Below are 23,442 nucleotides of genomic sequence, written 5' to 3'. Positions count from 1 at the left end.
TGGTCGCCTAGAGGGCCGGGGCCTTCGCCAGCAGGGGACCGCCCCAGCGGTCTTCGAGGGCGCGTTCGACGGCGGCGCCGACGCGGTAGGCGCGGTCGTCGCCGAGGACGGGTGCCATGACCTGCAGCCCGACGGGCAGGCCGTCGGACAGCCCGCACGGCACGGAGATCGCGGCGTTGCCGGTGAGGTTGGCCGGGATCGTGCACAGGTCGGCGAGGTACATCGCGATCGGGTCGTCGGCGCGCTCGCCGATGGGGAACGCGGTGGTCGGCGTGGTCGGCGAGACCAGCACGTCCACCTGCTCGAACGCCGCCTCGAAGTCGCGCTTGATCAGGGTGCGGACCTGCTGCGCCTTGCCGTAGTAGGCGTCGTAGTAGCCGGACGACAGCGCGTACGTGCCGAGCATGATGCGCCGCTTGACCTCCGCGCCGAAGCCCTCGGCCCGGGTCAGCGCCATGACCTCCTCGGCGCTGCGGGTGCCGTCGTCGCCGACGCGCAGCCCGTACCGCATCGCGTCGAAGCGGGCCAGGTTGGACGAGCACTCCGACGGCGCGATCAGGTAGTAGGCGGGCAGCGCGTAGGTGAAGTGCGGGCAGGAGACCTCGACGACCTTCGCGCCGAGCGACTCCAGCAGCTCGACCGCCTCGGCGAACCGGGCGGAGACGCCCGCCTCGTAGCCCTCGCCGGCGAACTCCTTCACGACGCCGACGCGCAGGCCGTTGACGTCGGCGTGGCGGGCGGCCTCCACGACCGGCGGGACGGCCTCGGGCACCGAGGTGGAGTCCATCGGGTCGTGGCCGCTGAACGCCTCGTGCAGCAGCGCCGCGTCGAGCACGTTCCGGGCGAACGGGCCCGGCGTGTCGAGCGACGACGCGAAGGCGATCACCCCGTAGCGGGACGAGCCGCCGTAGGTCGGCTTCATCCCGACGATGCCGGTGACGGCGGCGGGCTGCCGGATGGAGCCTCCGGTGTCGGTGCCCGTGGACAGCGGCGCCTGGTACGAGGCCACCGCCGCCGACGACCCGCCGGACGACCCGCCCGGAACCCGCTCCAGGTCCCACGGGTTGCGGGACGTGAAGTAGGCGCTGTTCTCCGTGGACGAGCCCATCGCGAACTCGTCCATGTTCGTCTTGCCGAGGATGACCAGCCCGGCCGCCCGCAGCCGCGCCGTGACGGTCGCGTCGTACGGGGGGCGCCACCCCTCAAGGATCTTCGATCCGGCGGTGGTGGGCATGTCCGTCGTGGTGAACACGTCCTTGTGCGCGACGGGGACGCCGGCCAGCGGGCCGAGCTCCTCCCCCGCCGCGCGCCGCTCGTCCACCTTCCGCGCCTGCGCCAGCGCCGTCTCGCGGTCGACGTGCAGGAACGCGTTGACCTGCCCGTCCACCGCGGCGATGCGGTCCAGGTGCGCCTCGGTGACCTCGACCGCCGACACCTCGCCGCCGCCGAGCAGCTCTCCAAGCTCCGCCGCGCTCTTCCCGACCAGCTCGCTCACCGTGACCTGCTGGGGGGACGACCCCCCAGACCCCCCGGCACGTGCCGCCTGACCGGTGCCCTGCACTCCGCTGCGCTCCGTTCCGGTCACCGGTCAGGCCTCCTCGTCCAAGATCCGCGGCACCCGGAAGCGCTGCTCCTCCGCGGCGGGCGCGCCGGAGAGGGCCTGCTCCGGGGTGAGGCACGGCCGCACCTCGTCCGGGCGGTAGACGTTGGTCAGCGGCAGGGCGTGCGAGGTCGGCGGGATGTCCTCCGCCGCGACCTCCTGCACCCGCGCGACCGCGGAGATGATCTGGTCGAGCTGGGCGGCGAGATGGTCGAGCTCATCGTCGCCGAGCGCCAGCCGGGACAGCCGGGCGAGATGCGACACCTCGTCACGGGTGATGGCGGACATGATGAGAAACCGTTCCTGCGATGAAGTGGGTTCCCGGCCATCCTATGGGCCGCACCCGCTCCGCCCGACCGATTTACCACCCCGGCAAGCCGCCGCCACCGCCAGGCGAACCCCCAGGAATTCCCAAGGATTGTTTAGCTTCACCTGGTGGGGAACCCTCTGGTCGTCCACCCAGGGACGACGAGAGGAGACCGCCGTGACCATCGGCGGCAGCATCGCCCTGATCATCATCGGCGCGATCCTGGCTTATGCAGTCAACTACGACCTGAGCGGCATCGACCTCCGGCTGGTCGGTGTGATCCTGATGGTCGGCGGCCTGATCGGCCTGGTCATCGGCCTGTTCCGGATCATGTCCGCCCGCCGCACCGTGGACCGCCGCCCCGCACCCCCACCCGTCCACGAAGAGCACTACTACGAGGACCGCCGCCCCTACTGACGACTACGCGGCCGGTTCGGGGGCCCTTCTTGCCTGGCGGCGGAGCCATTTGGTGGCGGTGTCGGCGTCCATGGGGCGGCCGAAGTGCCAGCCCTGGGCGGCGTCGCAGCCCATCTCGCGGAGGGCGTCGGCGGTGGCGGGGTCTTCGACGCCCTCGGCGACCGAGCGGAGGCCGAGGGTGCGGACGAGGTCGACGATGGAGCGGACGATGACGGCGTCGTCGGGCGAGTCGCCGAGGCGCTGCACGAACGACGCGTCGATCTTGATCTCCTCGACCGGGAGGCGCTTGAGCCGGACGAGCGAGGAGTAGCCGGTGCCGAAGTCGTCGAGGCTGAGCGGGATGCCGAGGTCGGCGAGGGCGCCGACGGTGTCGGAGGCGTAGGCGGGCTCGTTCATCAGGATCCGCTCGGTGATCTCCAGCTGGAGCGCGGCGGCGGGCAGGCCGCGGGCGAGCAGGCCCTCCTCGATCGTCTCGGTGAGGCCGGTGTCGAGCAGGTCGCGGCCGGAGGCGTTCACCGCGACCTGGACGGCGAGGTCCTCGCGCCACCAGGCGGCGGTCTGGGTGAGCGCGGCCTCGACGACGTAGTGGGTGATCGAGCGCATCAGGTAGGTCTGCTCGGCGATCGACAGGAACGCCTCGGGTTCGAGGACGCCCTTGTCGGGGTGGCGCCAACGCAGCAGGGCCTCCATGCCGACGAGGTGGCCGTCCCGCAGCGCGACCTTGGGCTGGTAGAACAGCTCCAGCTCGGAGCGGTCGATGGCGCGGCGCAGGTCGCCGAGCATGCTGAGGCGGGCCGGGGAGTTGCGGTCCTTGGTGGGCGAGTAGATCTCGACGCCGGAGCGGGCCTCCTTGGCGTTGTACATGGCGACGTCGGCGCGCTGGAGGAGCAGCTCGAAGTCGGGCGCGTGGTCGGGGAACAGCGCGATGCCGACGCTGCCCTCCAGGTCGAAGGACATGCCGTCCAGCCGGACGGGTTCGCTGAGCGCGGCGCGCAGCCGGGCGGCGACCTCGCGGGCGGCGGCCTCGTCCCGGACGGTGGGCAGCAGCACCGCGAACTCGTCGCCGCCGAGCCGCGCCACGAGGTCGCCGGGGCGGACGCTGTGGGTGAGCCGGTGCGCGACGAGCTGCAGCAGCCGGTCGCCGGTGGGGTGGCCGAGGGTGTCGTTGACCTCCTTGAACCGGTCGAGGTCGAGCAGGAACAGCCCGGCCCGGTGGCTCGGCGGCTCGGCGGTCCTGCGGCGGCGGGAGGCCAGGCCGGCGGCGCGCGGGCGGCGGCGGTCGGCGCCGCGTTTCTCCGCGCCCCGCGCCTCGGCGAGCGCCTCCTCGGTGCGGACGATCAGCAGCTTGCGGTTCGGCAGGCCGGTCAGCCCGTCGTGCAGGGCCTGGTGCTCGCGGCGGACGGAGACGGACGCGTTCATGTAGACGGCGATGAACGGCAGGACGATCAGCGGCACGAAGAGGGCCGACCGGTCCATCGCGACGACCATGAGGGGGGCGAGGCCGAGCAGCGCCAGGTGGACGAGGACCTGGTAGGCGAGGTCCCAGCGGAGCGCCTTGAGGAGCGGGACGCGCGAGTGCAGGGCGACGGCGGCGCCGACGAGGGTGTCGTTGCAGGCGAAGTAGACGGCGCCGGCGAGCGCGATCGCGGGCAGGTCGGAGCCGTCCGGCACCCAGCGGTCGGACGGGGTGGCGAGGTCGCCGAAGAGCGCGAGGACGAGCTGGGCGGCGGCGAGGCTGAGGGTGTACTGCGCGGCGTTGAAGGCGATGCGGTGCGGGGCGCGGCCGCGCAGGATCCCGCAGGTGATCACGGCGATGGCCTGCAGGGCGGCGGCGACGGGCAGGCCGGCGTACAGCAGCGCGGCGAACGAGAACGTGGTGGAGGTCGTGGCGCCGTTGTTCTCGGTGGAGCCGGGCGTGATGATCGGGCGCAGCTCGCCGAAGATGATGAAGCCGCCGAGGATCCAGAAGACCGGCGTGCTGACGAGCGCGTCGAGGTCGGCGCGGCCCAGCCCGAAGAAGGCGGTGGCGCCGGCGGCGACGCCGAGCAGGATGACGACGAGGAAGTACGTCCACAACGGGGAGCCACGGCGTGGCGCCGTGTTCCGCGTGTTGTTCGGGTCCTTCATCACATCCTCGGGGGGTTCGGGGGGCCGTCCCCCGGCACCGGACGCCCCCGACCTCGGGGGACGCCCCCCGGGTGCGACGTCCGGCGATTCAGGTGTGGGTCGTGATGAGAGGGAGAGTACGGCCTTTGCTCAACTTCGCGAAACCGGTTGCGTACGTTCCGTTATGCCCATTCCGCACCCATCCCTCGCCGTTGGGTAGTTGAAGTGTACCCCTGAGTAACGCAACCCTGGTCGCAACCCCCGAAAGCACACCGTGTTATCCGTCGGCGCGCATAGTCACGTTTTTGGCCGCATCCGGCCCTTCGGACAGCAGGACGCGGAAGCCCTCCTCCTCCAGGACCGGTACGCCTAGTTTGACGGCCTTGTCGTATTTGGACCCGGGACTGTCGCCCACGACCACGAAGCCCGTCTTCTTCGACACCGACCCGGACACCTTGCCGCCGAGGCGCTGCACCGCCTCGGTCGCCGAGTCCCGGCTGTACCCCTCCAGGGAGCCGGTGATCACCACGCTGACGCCCTCCAGCGGGCGCGGGCCCGCGGCGCCCTCGTCCTCCATCCGGACGCCCGCGGCCCGCCACTTGTCGACGATCTCCCGGTGCCAGTCGACGGCGAACCAGTTCTTGATCGACGCGGCGATCGTCGGCCCGACGCCGTCGACCGCGGCGAGCTCCTCCTCGGTCGCCTCCGCGATCGCGTCCATCGAGCGCATCTCGCGGGCGAGGTCGCGCGCGGCGGACGGCCCCACGTGCCGGATCGACAGGGCCACCAGCACCCGCCACAGCGGCTGCCGCTTGGCCTTCTCCAGCTCGTCGAAGAGGATCTCGACCGTCTTCTTCGGCTCGCCGTCCTTGGTGGCGAAGAACGAGACGATCTTGGGCTCGCCGGTCTTGGGATCGATCTTGGCGGTGCCGGTCTTGGGGTCGAGCACGACGCTGCGGATCGGCAGGAGCTGCTCGACGGTCAGGTGGAACAGGTCGCCCTCGTTCTTGACCGGCGGGTCGGCCGGCTCCAGCGGCTGCGTGAGCGCGGTCGCCCCGACGTAGCCGAGCGCCTCGATGTCGAGGGCGTTGCGGCTCGCGACGAAGTACACCCGCTCGCGCAGCTGCCCGGGGCAGTACTGCGCGTTCGGGCACCGGATGTCGGCGTCGCCCTCCTTCTCGTACGCCAGTTCGGTGCCGCACTCGGGGCAGTGGGAGGGCATCTGGAACTCGCGCTCGGAGCCGTCCCGCAGCGCGGTGACCGGCGCGACGATCTCCGGGATGACGTCGCCGGCCTTGCGCAGCACGACCGTGTCGCCGACCAGCACGCCCTTGCGCTCGACCTCGCCCGCGTTGTGCAGCGTCGCCCGGTCGACCGTGGACCCGGCGACCTTCACCGGCTCCATCACGCCGTACGGGGTGATGCGCCCGGTGCGTCCCACGCCGACCTTGATGTCGAGGAGCTTGGTGTTGACCTCCTCGGGCGGGTACTTCCACGCGATCGCCCAGCGCGGCGCCCGGCTGGTCGAGCCGAGCCGCCGCTGCAGCGAGAACTGGTCGACCTTGACGACGACGCCGTCGATCTCGTAGGCGGTGCCGTGCCGGTTCTCGCCGTACTCGGCGATGTACTCCTGGACGGCGTCCAGCCCGTCGACGACCTTGTAGCGGTCGCTGACCGGCAGGCCCCAGCCGCGCATCAGCTCGTACGCGCCCGACTGGCTCTCCGGCTGCTTCCCGCCGCGCCACGCGCCGAACCCGTGGACGAGCATGCCGAGCGGCCGGTGCGCGGTGACCCGCGGGTCCTTCTGCCGCAGCGACCCGGCCGCGGCGTTGCGCGGGTTGGCGAACGGGTCCTTGCCGGCCTCGACCTGCGCCGCGTTGACCTGCTCGAACCCCTCGACGGGGAGGAAGACCTCGCCGCGGACCTCCAGCACGTCCGGCCAGCCGTCGCCGGACAGCCTGCCGGGGACGTCGGAGATCGTGCGGACGTTGTTCGTGACGTCCTCGCCGGTGCGCCCGTCGCCGCGGGTGACCGCGCGGACCAGCCGCCCCTTCTCGTACGTCAGCGCGATCGCCAGGCCGTCGATCTTGGGCTCGCACAGGTAGCCGGCGACCGTGCCGACCTCCTTGACCACCCGCTCGTCCCACGCGCGGAGCTCGTCGGCGCTCATCGCGTTGTCGAGGCTCTGCATCCGCTCCAGGTGCTGGACGGTCGCGAAGTCGGTGACGATCGGCGCGCCGACCTTCTGCGTCGGCGAGTCGGGGGTGACGAGCTCGGGGTACCGCTCCTCCAGCTCGCGGATCTCCCGCATCCGCCGGTCGTAGTCGGCATCGCTGAGCGTCGGCTGGTCGAGGACGTAGTACCGGTAGTTGGCGTCCTCCAGCTCCTCGCTCAGCTCCAGGTGCCGCTGCCGCGCCTCGGCGGGAACGTCGCTCATGGTCATGCCCCCATTGTCGCCAACGGGGCCGACAATACGACCGCCCGCCACACCCCGCTCAGTCGGCCGCTTCGTAAAGCATCCCGGCCGTCTCCCGGCAGCGTTCCAGCGCCTGGCGGACGTACCGCGGCGACGCCCCCGCCATCCCGCACGCGGGCGTGATCACGACCTGCCGCCCCAGGTGCGCGGCCGGGAAACCGAGCCGCCGCCAGAGGTCCTGCACCGGCTCGGCGGTCGCCCGGAGGGACGGCAGGGCGGCGTCGGTCGCCGGAACCGCGCCGAGGAACAGGCCCGTGCCCGCGTCGATCGCCTCCCCCACCGCGTCGTCGTCGCGTCTCGGCACCATCCGCAGATCGACGGAGATGGCCTTCGCGCCCGCCCCGCGCAGCAGCCCGTACGGGACGTCCCGGGCGCAGCAGTGGACGACGGGGTACGCCTCCGCCGCCTCGATGACCCTGCGCAGCGTCTCCTCGGCGACCGGTTCCTCGATCGCCCGGAGCCGGGAGAAGCCGCTGGCGGTCGGGACCGTCCCGGCGAGGACGGCGGGCAGGCCCGGCTCGTCCAGCTGCAGGACGATCGTCGCGGCGGGCAGCCGGCGCCGGACGCCGGCGACGTGCGCGGCGACGCCCTCGGCAAGGGACGCGGCCAGGTCGCGGACGGCGCCCGGGTCCTTGAGCGCCCGGTCGCCGTGCCGCAGCTCGATCGACGCCGCCAGCGTCCACGGCCCGCACACCTGGATCTTGAACGGCCCGTCGTGGCCGCCCGCGACCTCCTCCAGGACGTCCAGGTCCCGGGCCAGGTGGTCGCGCGAGCGGAGGGTGTCGCGCCCCGGGCGGTCGGAGAACCGCCAGCCCGACGGCTCCAGGTGCACCGGCATGTCGATCAGCAGCCCGGCCGTCCGGCCCGCCAGGTCCGCGCCGGGGCCGCGCGCGGGCAGTTCCGGCAGGTGCGGCAGGCCGGGCAGCTCGCCGAGGACGATCCGCAGCGCCTCGGCCGGGTCCTCGCCGGGATACGACCCGACGCCGGTCGCCGTCCCGGGCTGCCAGGGGTAGTCGGTCACGCGCAGAACCCTATCGGCGCGCGATCACGCCAGTTCCGCGAGCCGGTCCAGGACGCGGAGCGTGTCGTCCTCGGGCTCGGTCGGCAGGTTGAACAGCACCTCGTCGACGCCCGCCTCCTCCAGGCCGGCGACCGCCTCCCGCTTCGGCGGCGTCGCGAAGACCGTGACCGGCACGCGCCGGCCGGCCCGCTCGCGCAGCTCGGCGATCTGCGCCGCGAGCCGGTCGGTGCCGCGCCCGTAGATCGGCATCCAGGCGTCGCCGAACTCCACGACCCGGTCGAACGTCGTCGGGCCCGCCCCGCCGACCAGCACGGGAGGATGCGGATCCTGGACGGGCTTGGGGTAGGAGAACACCGGGTCGAAGTCGACGAACTCGCCGTGGAACTCCGCCTCGTCCTTCGTCCACAGCTCCTTGACGGCCAGCACCCGCTCGCGAAGCAGGCGCATCCGGGTCGTGGGGTCGGTGCCGTGGTTGCGCATCTCCTCCCGGTTCCAGCCCGCGCCGACGCCGAGCGCGGCCCGCCCGCCGGAGACCAGGTCGAGCGAGGCGACCTCCTTGGCCAGCAGGATCGGGTCCCGCTGGACGACCAGCGCGATGCCCGTCCCGACGCGCAGACGCTCCGTCGTCGCCGCGGCGGCGGTCAGCGCGACGAACGGGTCGAGGGTCCGGTAGTAGTGCCGCGGCAGCTCGGCCCCGCCCGGCCACGGCGTCTCCCGCTTCACCGGGATGTGCGTGTGCTCGGCCAGGTACAGCGACTCGAACCCGCGCTCCTCCAGCGCCCGCCCGAGCGCCCCCGGGGCGATCCCGTCATCCGTCACAAAGGTCGAGATACCGAACTTCACTGTGCTTACTGTAGCGCCCTTGGCGTCGGGCCCTGGGGGTCCTCCTTCGGCGGGCACTACGGCGATCGCTGCATCGCTCCGGCTCGCCTAGAGGCTCGCTGCGCGATCAGGTTCTCGCAAGCTCGAACCCGGCTTCGCACGCGATCGCAACGTCAACGGTCGTCGACAGTCGAGGTCGGGGTCTGCAAGACGAGATCGAAGGCCGAGTGATCGCGCCGCGTTCACCCCTCGTCAGGCCCTGACGCAGGTGGTGTCGGCGATCGTTGAAGACGCGAGGACGCGGTCGCCGCTGTAGAGGACGGCCGCCTGCCCCGGCGCCACGCCGCGGGCGGGGGCGGCCAGGGTGATGCGGAGCTCGTCGCCGACCTGCTCGGCCGTGCAGTCGTAGACCTCGCCGTGCGCGCGGAGCTGGACCTGGCAGCCGAACGGGCCGCCGGGCGGCTCGCTCAGCCAGACCGGACGCTCGCCGGTGATCTCGTGGACGTCCAGCGACTCCCGAGGCCCCACCGTCACGGTGTTCGACACCGGCGAGATGTCGAGGACGTAGCGCGGGCGCCCGTCCGGCGCGGGCGTGCCGAGGCGCAGGCCCTTGCGCTGGCCGATCGTGTAGGCGTAGGCGCCGTCGTGCTCGCCGACCTCGTTGCCGTCGGTGTCGACGATGGGGCCGGGCGCCGACCCGAGCCGCTCGGCCAGGAAGCCGCGCGTGTCGCCGTCGGCGATGAAGCAGATGTCGTGGCTGTCGGGCTTGTCGGCGACCTGGAGGCCCCGCCGCTCGGCCTCCCGCCGGATGTCGGCCTTGGCGGTGTCGCCGAGCGGGAACAGCGCGTGCGCGAGCTGCTCGGGCGTGCACACGGCGAGCACGTACGACTGGTCCTTGCCCGCGTCGACGCCGCGGCGCAGGACGGGGACCGGGCCGGAGGCGTCCAGCCGCGCGTAGTGGCCGGTGCAGACGGCGTCGAAGCCGAGCGCCATCGCGCGGTCCAGCAGCGCGGCGAACTTGATCTTCTCGTTGCAGCGCAGGCACGGGTTCGGGGTGCGGCCCGCCGCGTACTCGCTGACGAAGTCCTCCACCACGTCCCGGTGGAAGCGCTCGGCGAGGTCCCACACGTAGAACGGGATGCCGATCACGTCGGCGGCGCGGCGCGCGTCCCGGGAGTCCTCCAGGGTGCAGCACCCCCGCGCGCCCGTCCGGTAGGACCGGGGGTTGCTGGACAGGGCCATGTGGACGCCGGTGACGTCGTGCCCGGCCTCGGCGGCGCGGGCGGCGGCCACGGCGGAGTCGACGCCGCCGGACATGGCGGCAAGAACGCGCAGAGTCATAGTCCTTCGAGCGTACGCGGCGTGGCCCGGTCCCCCGGCGTCATTTCCGCGTACGATTGGGGCCGCTATGGGAATCTTCCGCCGTCCGCGCGAGGCGTCCGCCGTCGTACCGCCCGCCATCAGCGAATTCTGGGAGTGGTGGGCGCAGGCCCGCCCGACGATCGAGGCGTCGCTGGCCGCCGGTCCGGAGGAGGCCGCGCCGGGCGAGGCCACCGTGTCGGACGAGGCCACCGTGTCGGACGAGGCCACCGTGCCGGGCGAGGCCATCGTGCCGGGCGAGGGCCTGTCCGCGGACACGATCGGCGAGCTGTCCCACCGCGTCCACAAGATCCACCCCGGGCTGCAGTGGGAGATCGGCGGCGCCGACGACCGGTCCCCGTCGCTGACCGTGACCGGCGGCGGCGACCCCGAGCTGCGCGGCCTGACCGAGCGCTGGGCGCGCGCCGCGCCGGCCGGGGCGGCGGCGGGCGGGTGGACCTTCCACCCGGCGCGCCAGCCCGACCCGGAGATGCTCTCCCAGGACCTCGTCCTCGGCGACCACGAGTTCGACCTGGAGTACGTCCGGCTCGGCATGCGCGCCGACGCCGACCGCGCCCGCGTGCACATCACCGCCTACCACCCCGACTTCCTGTTCGTCGCCGAGGAGCAGCAGCTCCAGGTGGCGTTGAACGTCCTGCACTGGGCGCTCGGCGAGGACGACGTGGCCCGCTGGGTGGGCGAGGTCACCATCGCGACGGAGGCGCCGATCGACGCGCTGCCGCCGTCGATGCTCGCCGCGGTGGTCGAGCAGGTGGCCGAGCCGTTCGCCGAGCCCGCCTGGCTGACCGGCGAGGGCCGCACCCCGCGCGGCCATCCCGCCCGGCTCGGCGCCCGGTTCCCGCTGCACCGGCAGGACTACCCGCTCTGCGACCTGCATGTGGCGATCACCGTCCCGTACGCCAACAGCAATCCCGACCGGCTCCCCGTCGAACCGTCGGCGGGCGCCCTGCGCGCCTTCGAGAAGAAGCTGACCAAGCTCGGCGACCGGGCGGTCCTCGCCGTCCAGGAGACGGGCGACGGGCTGCGCGTCTTCCATCTGTACGCCGACCCCGACTCCGGCGTCATCTCCGAGCTCGACCAGCTCGCCGCGGGATGGCCGGAGGGCAAGGCCAAGGTCGCCTCGACCAGTGACCCCGGCTGGAAGGCCCTCGCGCCCTACCAGCCCTGACGGGTCGTGTCGACCTTGCGGTAGCGGGCCTCGCAGAAGCTGTAGAGGCCGAAGGTGAGGACGCCGAAGGCCACCGCGACCAGGCCCCAGGGGCCCGCGGGGGTGTCGGCGAACTCGCGCAGGGTGCCGTCGAGGCCCTGGGCCTTGTCCGGCTGGAAGGTGATGGCCGCGTAGGCGAGGAACGCGCCGACGGCGGCCCCGACGAGGCCGCGGGCGCCGTTGCCGACGACCCCGAGCGGCTGGACGGAGCGGCGCGCGACGCGGCCCATCTCGCCCCTCCGGAGCTCCTCCATGAACGTGCGGCGGACGGCCTGCACGATCACGACGCCGCCCCACACCACGAAGCCCGCCGCGACCGCCAGGACGAGCCACCGGCCGCCGGGCTCGCCCATCAGCCGCGCCGTGATGGTCTTGGACTGCTGGTCGCTCGACCGGCCCTGGTAGCCGAACGCGAACGCGAGGGTCGCCGCGAACCCGGCCGTGTAGACGACGCCGCGCGCGGCGGACGCGAGGCGCTTGGTGGGCTTGTCGCCGTCCGGGACGGGACGCCCGTACACGGCCTCGGCGCACTGCCAGAGAGCGAGGGCGGCGAAGCCCACCGCCATCAGCCAGACGATGACGCCGCCGCCGGGTTTCTCGGCGACCTCCTGCAGCGCGCCCTTCCGGTCGGCCTCCTGCCCGCCGCCGAAGGCGACCTGGAGGGCCAGCCAGCCGATCAGGAGGTAGAGGGCGCCGCGCGCGACCAGCCCCACGCGCGACATGTGGTGGAACCAGGGATGTCCCGCCGCCTGCTTGATTCCGTCGCTCACGTCCGTTGCCACGGCCACGCTGTCCCCGTTCAAGGGACGGTCAAACCACGGCAGATCAGCTGAGACCGGCGCGGCGGGCGCGCTCGACGACCGGGCCGATCGCGTCCGCGAGGGCCTTGACGTCGGCCTCGGTGCTGCTGTGGCCGAGCGAGAAGCGCAGCGAGCCGCGGGCCCGCTCGGGGCTCGCGGCCATGGCGGTCAGGACGTGGCTGGGCTGCGACACGCCCGCCGAGCACGCCGAGCCGGTCGAGCAGGCGATGCCGCGCGCGTCCAGCAGCATGAGCAGGGCGTCGCCCTCGCAGCCGGGGAAGGAGAAGTGCGCGTTGCCGGGCAGCCGGTCGTCGGGGTCGCCGTTCAGGACGGCCTCGGGCACCGCGGCGCGGACGGCGTCGATCAGCTGGTCGCGCAGCTCGGCGAGGCGGCGCGCCTCGGCCTCCCGGCGCGCGACCGTGGCCTGGACGGCGGCGGCGAACCCGGCGATGGCGGGGGTGTCGAGCGTCCCGGACCGCACGTCGCGCTCCTGGCCGCCGCCGTGCAGCAGCGGCACCGGATCCAGGGAGACCGGCGGCTTCGGCTTGGCCAGCAGCAGCGCGCCGACGCCGAGGGGGCCGCCGAGCTTGTGGCCGGTGATGGTGAGGGCCTGCGCCCCGCTCGCCGCGAACCCGACGGGCAGCTGCGCGGCGGCCTGGACGGCGTCGGTGTGCAGCGGAACGCCCCGCTCCCGGGCGGCGGCGGCGAGTTCGGCGACGGGCTGGACGGTGCCCACCTCGTTGTTCGCCCACATCACGGTGGCGAGCGCCACGTCGTCGCCGGAGCCGAGCGCCGCGTCGAGCGCCTCGGGGGTCACCCGGCCGAGCCCGTCCACCGGGACCCACTCGACCCGGGCGCCCTCATGGTCGGCGAGCCACTGCACCGCGTCGAGGACGGCGTGGTGCTCGACGGCGCCGGCCAGCACGCGGGTGCGGGACGGGTCGGCGGCGCGGCGCGCCCAGTACAGGCCCTTGACGGCGAGGTTGTCGGCCTCGGTGCCTCCGGAGGTGAACACGACCTCGCTCGGGCGGGCGTCGAACGCCTCGGCGATGATCTCGCGGGACTCCTCGACGACGCGGCGCGCCCGCCGTCCGACCGCGTGCAGCGAGGACGGGTTCCCGAGTTCGTGCAGTTCTGCGGTCATCGCCTCGATGGCCTCGGGCAGCATCGGGGTCGTGGCCGCATGGTCGAGGTAGGTCACCACGCGCTCAACATTAGCCGCGCGGCGGGTGTTCCCTTCGGGCGCCCGGAGGGTTGCCCCGGCAGCGCCCGGCCGGCGGCCCGGCACCCGCCGCGCCTGCGTGGAATACCTCACGTTGACCTGCGGTTGGCCTCTATACCGTCCAGCCGGTACAGTGGAGCCGCCATGAAGAAGCAAGCCCTCCTCGACGCCGCCGAATCCGTGCTCTCGGAGCAGGGGACGCAGGCGCTGACGCTCACCGCCGTCGCCGAGCGCGCCGGCGTGAGCAAGGGCGGGCTGCTCTACCACTTCCCCACCAAGGAGGCGCTCGTCCGGGCGATGGTGGCGCGGGTCATCGAGGAGTTCGACGACTTGATCGCCTCCTACATGAACTCCTCCGGGGAGGGCGCACCGGGCGCCTACACCCGGGCGTACGTCGAGGCCACCTTCGAGATCCTGACCGGGGAGGCCCGCGCGTACCGGCGATGGTCGGCCATCACGGCCGCCGCCGCCGACCCGGAGCAGGCCGAGCCGCTGAACGAGGCGATGCGGCGCTGGCACGGCCGCGACTCCGGGGACGACCCCGACCCGGGCATGGCGATGGTCGTCCGGCTGGCGGCCGAAGGTCTCTGGGAGGTGGTCAGCCATGATCCCGGGCTGTACGACGCCGGGCGGCTCGACGCGCTGAAGCAGCGGCTGCTGGGCCTGCTGGAGCGCTGACGCCGGGGCCCCGCGCCCCCACCGCACTGTTCGACGGTCCGGACTCGCACGGGTCTGGACCGTTCCATGACGTCCGTCACACGATCGGGGCGCCGCCCCGCCGAGCCTGGAGAGAGGTGAACGATGCTGTCGCGTGCCCGCTGGGGGACGTCTCTGACCTTCGCGCTGGCAGGCCTGCTGACCGGAGTGTGGGTGGCCCGCATGCCCGCACTGGCCGGCAAGTTCGGGACGAGCGAGGGCGAGATGGGCATCGTCGTCCTCGTCTGGGGCGTCGGTGCGATCGCGGCCATGCAGGCGCTGCGCGGCCTGATGGCGCGGGCCGGCAGCCGCGCCGCCCTGCGTGCGGCGCTGCCGCTGACGGCGCTGTCCTACGCGGCCGTCGCCCTCGCCCCGTCCTACGGCCTGCTGCTCGCCGCCGTCGCGCTGTTCGGCATGACGTTCGGGATCACCGACATCGCCATGAACGCGCAGGGCAGCGTCGTCGAGCAGCGATACCGGCGGCCCGTCCTGAGCGGCATGCACGCCGGGTGGTGCGCGGGCGCGATGAGCGGCGGCATGTTCGGCGTCCTCACGGCCGCGGCCGGGCTCGGGTTCACCGGGACCGTGCTGGCCGCCGCGCTGCTGTCGCTGCCCGCGGCCCTCGCGCTCGGCCGCACCTACCTGCCCGACCCGCCGGCGCCCGCCGCGTCCGGGACCGGGCGCCGCGCGCGCCGCATGCCGGCCGCCGTCTACCTCATCGGCGCCCTCGGGTTCATCGCGTTCATGACCGAGGGGTCGATCGCCGACTGGAGCGGGCTGCTCCTGCACGAGGAGATGGGCGCCACCGAGGCCGTCGCCGCGGCCGGCTACCCGGTGTTCGAGCTTGCGATGCTGCTCGGGCGGCTGGCCGGCGACCGGATCCGGATGTACGTCGGCACCCGCCGGCTGATGATCGGCGCGGGGCTCGGCACCGCGGCCGGCATGACGGTCGTCGTGCTGGCACCGGTCCCGCCGGTCGCGATCGCCGGGTTCTTCGTGACGGGCCTCGTGGTCTGCACGATCGTCCCGACGACGATCTCGCTGGCGGGCACCGCGGCGCCGGACCGCCCGGCCGCGGCCGTCGCCCAGGTCGGCGCGATGGGCTACGGCGGGCTGCTGCTCGGCCCGGTGGTGGTCGGCTTCCTCTCGGACGCCACGTCCCTGCGCATCGGCGTGGGCACCGTCGTCGTGCTCGCTCTGGTCATCGCCACCGGCGCCCGCTTCGTCCCGTTGCGCCCGGCCAGGGCCGCCGTCCCGGCCCCGGCCGAGGCCCCGGCGGAGGCCGGGGCCGCGGATCCCGGCGACACCCGGCCCGCGCCGGTCGCCGCCTGACGCCTGATCCGATATAACCCCTTCGGACCATCGGTTGGCGCTGGGGGCGGATTCATGGGCGGATGGCGGGTTCCGGGGTACAGCGAGCTGAAGCTGCTCGGCGAGGGCGCGCAGGGCCGGGTCGTCCTCGCCCGGCACGACGCCACCGGGCGTCCGGCGGCGATCAAGTACCTCGCCGAGGCGCTGCTCGGGGACGCCGGGTTCCGGGAGCGGTTCCGCGGCGAGGCCGATCTGCTCAGCCGGCTCCGCAACCCGTTCGTCGCCCAGCTGTTCGGGCTGGTCGAGACGCCGGACGGCGCGGCGATCGTCATGGAGGCGGTGGACGGGGCGCCGCTGAAGGAGGTGCTCGCCGAGCGGGGCCCGCTGGCGCCGGAGGCGGCGCTGGCGCTGCTCAAGGGCTCGCTGCTCGGCCTGGCCGCCGCGCACGGCCTCGGCATCGTCCACCGCGACTACAAGCCCGCGAACGTGATCGTGCGCGGCGACGGGCTGAGCAAGCTGATCGACTTCGGCATCGCGGTGGACGCGGGCGCGTCGGGGCGATCGGGGACGCCCGTCTACATGGCGCCCGAGCAGTGGCGGGACGAGCCCGCCTCCCCCGCGACCGACGTGTACGCGGCGGCGTGCGTGTTCTACGAGTGCGTGACCGGGCGCCGCCCGTACACGGCCGACGACCCCGTCGGGCTGATGGGCCGCCATCTCACGGCGCCGATCCCGGTCCAGGACGTCCCGGAACCCCTCCGGCCGCTGATCGAGCGGGGGCTGGCCAAGAACCCCTGGGACCGCCCGATGGGCGCCGCCGCCTTCGTCGCCGAGCTGGAGTCGGTCGCGGCGGGCGCGTACGGGACCGACTGGGAGGGGCGCGGCGTCCGCACGCTCGCCGGGACGGCCGCCGCGCTGTCCATGCTGTTCCCGCTGACCGCGCTCGGCCTCGGCTCGGGCGGCGCGTCGGCGAGCGCCGCCGGTGCCGCGGGCGCAGCGGGCGCCGCCGGGGCGGGCGGAGCCGCCGGGGCCGGAGGCGCGGGCGGCGCGGGCACGGCGGCGGGCGCGGCGGGCAAGGGCGTCATCGGCACGCTCGGCGCCAAGGGGGCGGTGGCCGTCGCGGGCGGCGCCGCCGCGGTGGCCGTGGGCGGCGGCGCGGCGGTCTACGTGGCCACGGCGGACGAGGCGCCCAAGCCGATCGTGGCGCGGCTGGCCGCGTTCAGCGAGCCGCCGCAGAGCATCGGCGGCGGCAAGACGTTCCAGGCGCAGGGCCGCATCGTGCGCGTCTCCGGCGGGGACCCGGCGCTCACCAAGAAGATCAACCAGGCCCTCCGGGCGCCGCTCGAACAGCGCTGGGCGAAGGCCCGCAACGGCCTGCGGGACATCGGGTCGGGCGCCTACACCGACGTCGTGACCCCGCAGATCCTCATGCGCAACGACCGGCTGCTGTCGGTCTGGTACACGGTCGTGCTGCGAGGCGAGCGCGGATCCGGCTGGGACCAGTCGCAGGCCGCGACCGTCGACCTGCGGACGGGCGCGGCCTACCGGCCGCTCGACCTGTTCCGCGTCCCGACCGACCAGGGCCTCAAGCCGCTGGACACGAAGATCAAGGCGCATCTGCCGGAGGGCTCCTACTGCGGCCCCCGGACCCCCTCGCCCGGCGCGGTCGTCGTGCGCGGCACCGACGATCCGTCGAGGTTCGTCAAGTCCGGCGAGGTCACCATGGCCCTCACCCCCACGGGACTGCGGGTGGCCTTCTACGGCGCGATCCTGGGCTACGAGTCCGCGTGCGGGCTGCTCGACACGGTCGTCCCCTACGCCGAGGTGCGCGACATGGTGAAGCCCGCACTGCTCAAGGCCGTCCCGTACCCGCGGCCGAAGCGCTCGTAGCATGCGGCGGCCCCGGCGACGGGCGTCGCCGGGGCCGTGCGCGGGAGATCACTTGCGCTTGTCGATCTCCTCGGTGAGCTGCGGCGCGACCTGGAAGAGGTCGCCCACGACGCCGTAGTCGACGAGCTCGAAGATCGGCGCCTCGGGGTCCTTGTTGATGGCGACGATGGTCTTCGAGGTCTGCATGCCGGCCCGGTGCTGGATGGCGCCGGAGATGCCGACCGCGATGTACAGCTGCGGCGACACGGTCTTGCCGGTCTGGCCGACCTGGAACGAGTGCGGGTACCAGCCGGCGTCGGTCGCGGCGCGGGAGGCGCCGACGGCCGCGCCGAGCGAGTCGGCCAGCCCCTCGATGATCGAGAAGTTCTCGGCGCCGCCGACGCCGCGGCCGCCGGAGACCACGATCGCGGCCTCGGTCAGGTCGGGGCGCTCGCCCTTCTCCTGGACGACCTTCTCCACGATCTTCGCGCCCTTGTCGGCGTCGGACAGCGCGACCGACACCTGCTCCTCGGCCGGGGTGGCCGCGGACGCCTCGGGGGCGACCGAGTTCGGCCGGACGGCGATGATCGGCGTGCCGGTCTTCACCCGGGCGTGCGCGATGATCCCGCCGCCGAAGATGGAGTGCTCGCCGACGAACCCGTCGGCGACGTCCACCACGTCGGTGAGCACGCCGGAGCCGGTCTTGACCGCCAGGCGGCCGGCGATCTCCTTGCCCTCGGCGGTCGCGGCGACGAGCACCGCGCCCGGGGACTTCTCCTTCACCAGCTGGGCGAGCAGCGCGGCCTTCGGGGCGACGACGTAGGCGGTCAGCTCCTCGTCGGCGGCCACGTAGACCTTGCCGGCGCCGTACTCGCCGAGCCTGTCCCTGGCGTTCTCGTAGCCGGGCCCGACCCACACGGCGGCGGCCTCGCCGAGCCGGTTCGCGAGCGTCAGCAGTTCGAGCGTGACCTTCTTGACCTCACCGTCGACATGGTCGACGAGGACGAGAATCTCAGCCATCGGTTCCTAATCCCCTTCCCCGCTCAGACGAACTTCTTCGACGCGAGGAACTCGGCGATCTTCGCGCCGCCGTCGCCCTCGTCGGTGACGATCTCGCCCTTGGCGCGCGGCGGCGCCTCGGCGAAGTCGACCACCTCGGTCGCGGCGTTCGCCAGGCCGACCTGGGAGGCGTCGATTCCGGCGTCCCCGAGGCCGAGCGTCTCGACCGGCTTCTTCTTGGCCGCCATGATCCCCTTGAAGGAGGGGTAGCGCGGCTCGTTGATCTTCTCCACGACCGACACGACCGCGGGCAGGCTCGCCTCGACGCGGTCGAAGCCGTAGTCGGTCTGCCGCTGCACCGTGATGGACGTCCCGTCGATCTCGACCTTGTTGGCGAGCGACAGCTGCGGGACGCCGAGCCGCTCGGCGAGCATCGCGGCGAGCACGCCGGTGCGCGCGTCGGTGGACTCCGAGCCGAGGACCACCAGGTCGAACCCCGTGCGGCCGAGCGCCTGCTGGATCGCGTAGGAGGTCTGCAGCGCGTCGGAGCCGGCGAGGCCCTCGTCGTTGAGGTGGACGGCCTTGTCGGCGCCCATGGCCAGCGACTTGCGGATGGAGTCGGTGGCCTTGTCGGGGCCCATGGTCAGGACGGTCACCTCGCCGCCGTGGGCCTCCTTGATGCGCAGCGCCTCTTCAATCGCGTACTCATCGAGCTCGTTGATCACACCGTCCGCCGCGGCGCGGTCCAGCGTGCTGTCATCGGACTTCAGCTTGCGCGGGCTCTCCGTATCGGGAACCTGCTTCACCAGGACGACGATGTTCATGGCCGGTGGCCGACCTCCCTGCACTCAGTTGGCCGCTGAGGTAAGCGGCAGAGGGGCGCCGCCCATGACGGGTCGACGCGGACATGCGCTTTCGTGGTCACAGCCTGCCAAACACCCGAACGTGCTTCGGAGCCGGGTCCCTGATTTCGGCCGTGCATCCCCATGTTACTCGTGGGTAGCCTCATGGCAAAATCGCCTCACCACCGGTCGACGGCGTGCTGGAACCGGTGGACCGCGCTCTCCAGCGTCTGCTGGAGCCCGTACATCGGGGAGAAGCTCGGCGTCAGCGAGACGGCGCCGACGCCCGCGAGCAGGCACAGCACGCCGAGCCCCAGGGCCGCGGCGGCGACGGCCCGCGGCCGCCGCGCCACGGCGGCGACGGCCCGCGGCCGCCGCGCCACGGGCAGGAACATCCGCTCCAGCCGCCGCACCGGGGCGCTCACGCCCGGCGCCGTCCACAGCGCCGCCGCGCCGGCCCCGGCCCCGAACGCGCAGGCGGCGAGCGGGTCGACCTGGACGCCGGCCACCGACGCCGCCGCGAGGCACAGCGGGACCGCGACCGCGAACACCGCCGCGTAGGGGACGGTCAGCAGCGTCCGCCCGAACGCCCACGCCCAGCCGCGCGCCGCCGTGCCCGCAACGCGCAGCAGCGTCACCGCGGCGAGCGTCAGGACCAGCCCCGCGATCGGCGCCATGACCACCACGCCGACCCCGATCACCGCGACCATGGCCGCCAGCAGCCGGGCCCACCCCCGCACCACCGCGCTCTCACGCCCACGCGCGACCTCCGTGGGCGGGGCGACGTTCGTGGGGGCGGGCGGGGACGGGGCCTGGTGGGACGGCGGCGTGGCGGGACGGGGGTCGGAGGCGGGTGGGAGGTCCAGGCGGGACGCCGCTTCCGCCAGCTCCCCCGCCGCTGGGCGTGCCTGCGGGTCGGGATGCGTTGCGGCGGCCACCAGCGGGCCTAGCGCGGCCGGCAGTGATCCGGCCGGGGCATCGGGACGGCCGGTCGCCGCGAAGGTCACCGTCGCGGCCCACGCCCGGACGTCGTCCGCGGGGCCGGCGCCGGCGGTCAGTGCGATGTCGACGACCACGGGCGCGTCGTCCACGACCAGGACCGTCTCCGGCCCGAGCCCGCCGTGCGCGAGACCGGCCCGGTGGATGGCGGCGAGCGCCCGGGCCAGCCCGAGGGCCAGCAGGCGCAGCGCGTCCCCCGACATCGGTCCCCGGGCGGCGATCGTCTCCCCGAGCGGCCTGCCGGGCACGAACCGGGTCACGACGTACGGGCGGGGGCCGGCGGGTTCGCCGTCCAGAACGTCCACCACGTGCGGGCTGATCACCTCGCGCATGCGCTCCACGTCGGGTGCGGCGCCTTCCGGGAGCATCCTGATCGCCACGTCGCCGCCGTCGGGCCCCGTGGCGCGATGGACGTCACCGGTGCCGCCGCCCAGCCTGGACAGCAGCCGGTACGGGCCGATGTACGCCTGGTGGCTCGTCTCACCGCTCATAAGGGTCGCCACCCTACCCAGCGACGGCGCCCGGCCGGGCCCGTCCGGAACGGATGGGGCCGTCAGGCGCCGGGGATGCGGGTGACGAGGTCGCGGACGTCGTTGCGCAGGCCCTCCAGGCTCTGGCTCATGCCGTCCACGGGCGTCGTGTCGGGCGGCTGCTTCTGCGACATCACCACCAGCACCGTGGCGAAGATGCCGAGGATCAGCGCGCCCGCGAGGGCCGCCTCGGCCCTCGGAAGCAGCGCGCCCCAGATGCGGGCGAGCTGCCGGCGGGGCGCGCCGCTGCCCGGCGCGAGGCACAGCAGCCCGATCACCGCCATGGCCGAGTACGCGATGGCCTTCGAGGCGGTCATGTCGGGCTTGGCGAAGATCAGCACGCCGAGCAGGATCACGCCCGCGAAAACGCTGAGCGACGTCCACAGGACGGTGGACATTAACGCGCCCGGCAGGTGCAGCGGCGTCCGGAACGCGGCCGCGACCGCGTCGCCCGTGCGGGGGCCGCGCCGCGTCTGCCGGCCCTCCATCCCCTTGGCCGCCTTGTCGGCCATGCGCAGGACGAGCACCCCGGCGACGGTGACGCCGAGCGCGAGCAGCGGCGCGGTGTTGGCGAAGCCGAGCAGCGCGACCAGGACGAGGAAGCTGAGCACCCGGTACCAGCCGTACGGCTTGCGCCGCTCCCGGTCGGCGCGCTCGCGGTCGGCGCGGGCCTGGTCGGCGACGCGCCGCTGCGCGTCCTGCGCCTGCGGGTCGTAGGGGCCGCGCTGGAGCGCGCCCGGCGGGGGCTGGTTCGGCGGGGGCGCGTACTGCGGCGGGTATCCGCCCTGTTGGTACGGGCCCTGCTGCTGCGGGCCCTGCTGCTGGCCCTGCTGTTGCTGGCCCTGCTGCTGCGGCTGCGCGTAGCCGCGCTGCGCGAACTGCTCCCCGGCCTTGAACGGCGCGGGCGCGGGCGGCGGGACGGGCGGCGGCGCGGCGGGCGGCAGCTGCCCCACGAAGTCCTTCGGCTGCGCCGGGACGGGCGCGGGCGCCGGGATCGCCGTTCCGCCCTGCGCGGGCGCCGGCGGCTGCGCGGAGTCCTGCGGGTTCGGCACCGGCATCGAGAACTGCCGGGAGTGGTCGGCGGCGGGGTCGTCCACCGGCTGCGACGTGCCCGGCGACGGGTAGTGCCGGTCGACGCGGGTCTGGTCGGTGATCGTCGCTTCGAGGTGGATCCGCCGGGTGAGCTGCACCAGGCTGACCGCGGTCGGGCGCTCGGCCGGGTGCCGCGCCATCGCCGACCGCAGCACGGGCAGCATCGCGTCGGGCACGCCGTCCAGGTCGGGCGTGCCCTGCATGATCTTGTAGAAGATCGACTCGAAGGTGCCGGAGCCGAACGGCGGGCGGCCGGTCGCGGCGTAGGCGACCGTCCCCGCCCAGGCGTGCACGTCCGAGGGCGGGCCCGCGTCCTCACCCTCGATGATCTCGGGGGCGAGGTAGCCGGGGGTGCCGATGACCATGCCGGTCGCGGTGAGCCGGGTGGCGTCGGCGGCCTGCGCGATGCCGAAGTCGATCACGACGGGCTCGCCGTCCACCAGCATCACGTTGCCGGGCTTCATGTCGCGGTGCACGATCCCGGCGCCGTGGATGGCCGACAGCGCCGCCGCCAGCCCCACGGCGAGCCGCTGCAGGCCCTGCCCGTAGATCGGCCCGGACTCCTCGACGATCTCCTCGAGCGTCCGGCCGGGGACGTACTGGGTCACGATGTAGGGGCGGTCGGCGGTCACGTCGGCGTCGAGGATCTCCGCGACGTGCGGGCTGTGCACTCTGCGCATCGAGTCGACCTCGCGGGCGAGCCGGCGACGCGCCGTGGCGTCGCCCGCGACCGCGGGCCGCAGCACCTTGATGGCCACGTTGCGCCCCTCGGGGTCGGCGCCGAGGTAGACGACGCCCATGCCCCCTTCCCCCAGGGTCTGGAGCACGCTGTAGTGGCCGATTCGGTCCCCGGACGTGACAGCTCCCTTCATCGTTTCCGAAACCCTACCCTCGCGGATCGGGCCGGGGCGGTTCGAGCGGGCATCAGGCCGCCACCCCGTCGCGCTTCGTGGCGAGGGCGCCCGCGAACCACCGCGCGGGCGGCCGCTCGGACGGGACGCGGGCGAACGCCGCCCGCAGGAACCCGGCCAGCGGGGACGGGACCCCGTCGATGTCGGCCTGACCTCGCAGGATCCGGAAGCACACCCCGTGCAGCGAGCCCCGGCCGAACGGCGGCCGCCCCGTCGCCGCGTACGCGACCGTCGCCGCCCACGAGAACACGTCCGACGCGGTGGTGGCGCGCTCCCCCTCGATCAGCTCGGGCGCCAGGTAGGCGGGCGTCCCCACGACCAGCCCGCGCTTGGTGAGCTGCTCGGCGCCCGACTCGTGCGCGATGCCGAAGTCGATCAGCGTCGGCCGGTCGCCCATCACCATCACGTTGCCGGGCGACACGTCGCGGTGCAGCACGCCCGCGTCGTGGACGTCCCCGAGCGCGAGCGCCAGCCGCCGCGCGAACCGGACGAGCCGGTCGCCGCGCAGCGGCCCGTACGCCGGCACCAGATCGCTCAGCGGGCAGCCCGGCACGTACTGCATGACCACGTGCGGTCGCTCCGCCGAGACGGCGCCGTCCAGCAGCCGGGCGACGTAGGCGCTGCGCACCCGCGCCTGCGCCGACATCTCCCGCGCCAGCCGGCTGATCGCCTCCGGCTCCCCCGTCAGCTCCGGAATCAGTTCCTTGACCGCGACCTCGCGGCCGTGGGCGTCCATGGCCAGGTACACCACGGCCGTGCTCCCCCGGCCGATCTCGTCCAGCAACCGATACCCGCCCAGTCGCCGATGCGTCCCCATGCTCCTTTTGACGCCGGA

19 protein-coding genes are annotated in these 23,442 nt (G+C 73.8%); 5 read left to right on the top strand and 14 right to left on the bottom strand.

Annotation, left to right across the window (positions count from 1 at the left end; translation table 11 throughout):
* Positions 1–7: 7 nt before the first annotated feature.
* Together gatA and gatC are read right to left on the bottom strand one after the other, a co-directional pair.
* Positions 8–1,495 carry an Asp-tRNA(Asn)/Glu-tRNA(Gln) amidotransferase subunit GatA gene (gene gatA / locus ABGB11_RS25975; protein WP_347636890.1) on the bottom strand — a complete coding sequence of 496 codons (1,488 nt, stop codon included), beginning with the start codon at positions 1,493–1,495 and terminating at the stop codon, positions 8–10.
* A 93-nt stretch (positions 1,496–1,588) separates the two neighbouring features.
* Positions 1,589–1,888 carry an Asp-tRNA(Asn)/Glu-tRNA(Gln) amidotransferase subunit GatC gene (gene gatC / locus ABGB11_RS25970; protein ID WP_347636694.1) on the bottom strand — a complete coding sequence of 100 codons (300 nt, stop codon included), beginning with the start codon at positions 1,886–1,888 and terminating at the stop codon, positions 1,589–1,591.
* 196 nt (positions 1,889–2,084) lie between these two features.
* Between gatC and ABGB11_RS25965 the strand changes: the two genes are divergently transcribed.
* Positions 2,085–2,324, top strand: a complete 240-nt coding sequence (locus ABGB11_RS25965; RefSeq protein ID WP_347636693.1) for a DUF6458 family protein — start codon at positions 2,085–2,087, stop codon at positions 2,322–2,324.
* Between the two features lie 3 nt (positions 2,325–2,327).
* Here the strand turns inward: ABGB11_RS25965 and ABGB11_RS25960 are convergent, their stop codons facing one another.
* The 5 genes from ABGB11_RS25960 to mnmA form a co-directional block, all read right to left on the bottom strand.
* Positions 2,328–4,451, bottom strand: a complete 2,124-nt coding sequence (locus ABGB11_RS25960) for a bifunctional diguanylate cyclase/phosphodiesterase (RefSeq protein ID WP_347636691.1) — start codon at positions 4,449–4,451, stop codon at positions 2,328–2,330.
* Positions 4,452–4,707: 256 nt separating this feature from the next.
* Positions 4,708–6,873: an NAD-dependent DNA ligase LigA gene (gene ligA / locus ABGB11_RS25955; RefSeq protein ID WP_347636689.1), complete on the bottom strand. Its 2,166-nt coding sequence runs from the start codon at positions 6,871–6,873 to the stop codon at positions 4,708–4,710.
* A 52-nt stretch (positions 6,874–6,925) separates the two neighbouring features.
* Entirely contained in the window at positions 6,926–7,927 is a 1,002-nt protein-coding gene (locus tag ABGB11_RS25950) for a methionine synthase (RefSeq protein ID WP_347636688.1), read from the bottom strand.
* A 24-nt stretch (positions 7,928–7,951) separates the two neighbouring features.
* Positions 7,952–8,770, bottom strand: coding sequence for an LLM class F420-dependent oxidoreductase (locus tag ABGB11_RS25945; protein WP_347636687.1), 819 nt, complete (start codon positions 8,768–8,770; stop codon positions 7,952–7,954).
* Between the two features lie 231 nt (positions 8,771–9,001).
* Positions 9,002–10,090, bottom strand: coding sequence for a tRNA 2-thiouridine(34) synthase MnmA (mnmA, locus tag ABGB11_RS25940; RefSeq protein ID WP_347636685.1), 1,089 nt, complete (start codon positions 10,088–10,090; stop codon positions 9,002–9,004).
* A gap of 67 nt (positions 10,091–10,157) precedes the next feature.
* Between mnmA and ABGB11_RS25935 the strand changes: the two genes are divergently transcribed.
* Positions 10,158–11,297: a DUF695 domain-containing protein gene (locus tag ABGB11_RS25935; RefSeq protein ID WP_347636684.1), complete on the top strand. Its 1,140-nt coding sequence runs from the start codon at positions 10,158–10,160 to the stop codon at positions 11,295–11,297.
* Here the strand turns inward: ABGB11_RS25935 and ABGB11_RS25930 are convergent.
* Positions 11,285–12,106 (bottom strand): DUF1206 domain-containing protein, encoded by an 822-nt coding sequence (locus ABGB11_RS25930; protein ID WP_347636682.1) that lies wholly within the window; start codon positions 12,104–12,106, stop codon positions 11,285–11,287. The genes ABGB11_RS25935 and ABGB11_RS25930 overlap by 13 nt on opposite strands.
* A gap of 55 nt (positions 12,107–12,161) precedes the next feature.
* On the bottom strand, positions 12,162–13,337 hold the full coding sequence (locus ABGB11_RS25925) for a cysteine desulfurase family protein (protein ID WP_347636888.1): 1,176 nt from the start codon (positions 13,335–13,337) through the stop codon (positions 12,162–12,164).
* Between the two features lie 165 nt (positions 13,338–13,502).
* Between ABGB11_RS25925 and ABGB11_RS25920 the strand changes: the two genes are divergently transcribed.
* The 3 genes from ABGB11_RS25920 to ABGB11_RS25910 all read left to right on the top strand — a co-directional run bounded on the left by ABGB11_RS25920 (position 13,503) and on the right by ABGB11_RS25910 (position 17,255).
* Positions 13,503–14,036: a TetR/AcrR family transcriptional regulator gene (locus ABGB11_RS25920; protein WP_347636681.1), complete on the top strand. Its 534-nt coding sequence runs from the start codon at positions 13,503–13,505 to the stop codon at positions 14,034–14,036.
* 123 nt (positions 14,037–14,159) lie between these two features.
* Positions 14,160–15,386, top strand: a complete 1,227-nt coding sequence (locus ABGB11_RS25915) for an MFS transporter (protein ID WP_347636679.1) — start codon at positions 14,160–14,162, stop codon at positions 15,384–15,386.
* Between the two features lie 54 nt (positions 15,387–15,440).
* A complete protein-coding gene (locus ABGB11_RS25910) occupies positions 15,441–17,255 on the top strand; it encodes a serine/threonine-protein kinase (protein WP_347636678.1) in 1,815 nt (604 codons plus the stop codon).
* A 48-nt stretch (positions 17,256–17,303) separates the two neighbouring features.
* Here the strand turns inward: ABGB11_RS25910 and ABGB11_RS25905 are convergent, their stop codons facing one another.
* From ABGB11_RS25905 to ABGB11_RS25885, 5 genes are all read right to left on the bottom strand, one after another.
* Entirely contained in the window at positions 17,304–18,254 is a 951-nt protein-coding gene (locus ABGB11_RS25905) for an electron transfer flavoprotein subunit alpha/FixB family protein (RefSeq protein WP_347636676.1), read from the bottom strand.
* A gap of 23 nt (positions 18,255–18,277) precedes the next feature.
* Entirely contained in the window at positions 18,278–19,057 is a 780-nt protein-coding gene (locus ABGB11_RS25900; protein ID WP_347636675.1) for an electron transfer flavoprotein subunit beta/FixA family protein, read from the bottom strand.
* Positions 19,058–19,254: 197 nt separating this feature from the next.
* Complete coding sequence (locus ABGB11_RS25895) at positions 19,255–20,565, bottom strand: hypothetical protein (RefSeq protein ID WP_347636674.1); 1,311 nt, start codon at positions 20,563–20,565, stop codon at positions 19,255–19,257.
* Positions 20,566–20,627: 62 nt separating this feature from the next.
* Complete coding sequence (locus ABGB11_RS25890) at positions 20,628–22,568, bottom strand: serine/threonine-protein kinase (protein ID WP_347636672.1); 1,941 nt, start codon at positions 22,566–22,568, stop codon at positions 20,628–20,630.
* Between the two features lie 52 nt (positions 22,569–22,620).
* The gene (locus ABGB11_RS25885; RefSeq protein WP_347636671.1) at positions 22,621–23,424 is read right to left on the bottom strand and encodes a serine/threonine-protein kinase; all 804 of its coding nucleotides are present in this window, start codon (positions 23,422–23,424) and stop codon (positions 22,621–22,623) included.
* Positions 23,425–23,442 lie beyond the last annotated feature (18 nt).

Source organism: Actinomadura sp. B10D3, from assembly GCF_039871695.1.
Lineage (GTDB): Bacteria > Actinomycetota > Actinomycetes > Streptosporangiales > Streptosporangiaceae > Spirillospora > Spirillospora madurae.
This window is presented reverse-complemented; position numbering and strand designations above follow the sequence as displayed.